The organism is Vibrio sp. T9, assembly GCF_003123985.1.
GTDB classification, from domain to species: domain Bacteria; phylum Pseudomonadota; class Gammaproteobacteria; order Enterobacterales; family Vibrionaceae; genus Vibrio; species Vibrio diabolicus.
Genome location: NZ_NIGY01000165.1, coordinates 1 through 309, shown reverse-complemented (window position 1 = coordinate 309; position 309 = coordinate 1). Strand labels below are relative to the sequence as shown.

Annotated in this window: 1 protein-coding gene; it reads left to right on the top strand. The window is 53.1% G+C overall.

What is annotated here, in order from left to right; genetic code table 11:
• Positions 1-33: 33 nt before the first annotated feature.
• Positions 34-309 (top strand): methyl-accepting chemotaxis protein (locus CBX98_RS25920; RefSeq protein WP_242446625.1); only part of this gene is annotated, 276 nt, incomplete at its 3' end.

The window sequence follows — 309 nt, the reverse complement described above, 5'->3', positions numbered from 1 at the left end:
CAAACGGATCAAATCGCCACCGCGATTGAAGAAATGTCCACCTCCATCCGCGATGTCGCCAACCACGCTCAAGATGGCGCGAACCAGAGCCAGCAAGTGGATATCGCTGCCAAAGAAGGCCAACAGCAACAAACCCAAGTGGTACAGGATCTGTTGAAACTAAGCCAACAGCTCAGTAGTAGCCATCAGGCCGTCGAAAAAGTCAGCCAAGAGAGTGAAGCCATCAGTAAAGTCACCGAGGTGATTAACAGTATTGCCGAACAAACCAACCTGCTCGCACTCAACGCGGCCATTGAAGCGGCCCGCGCA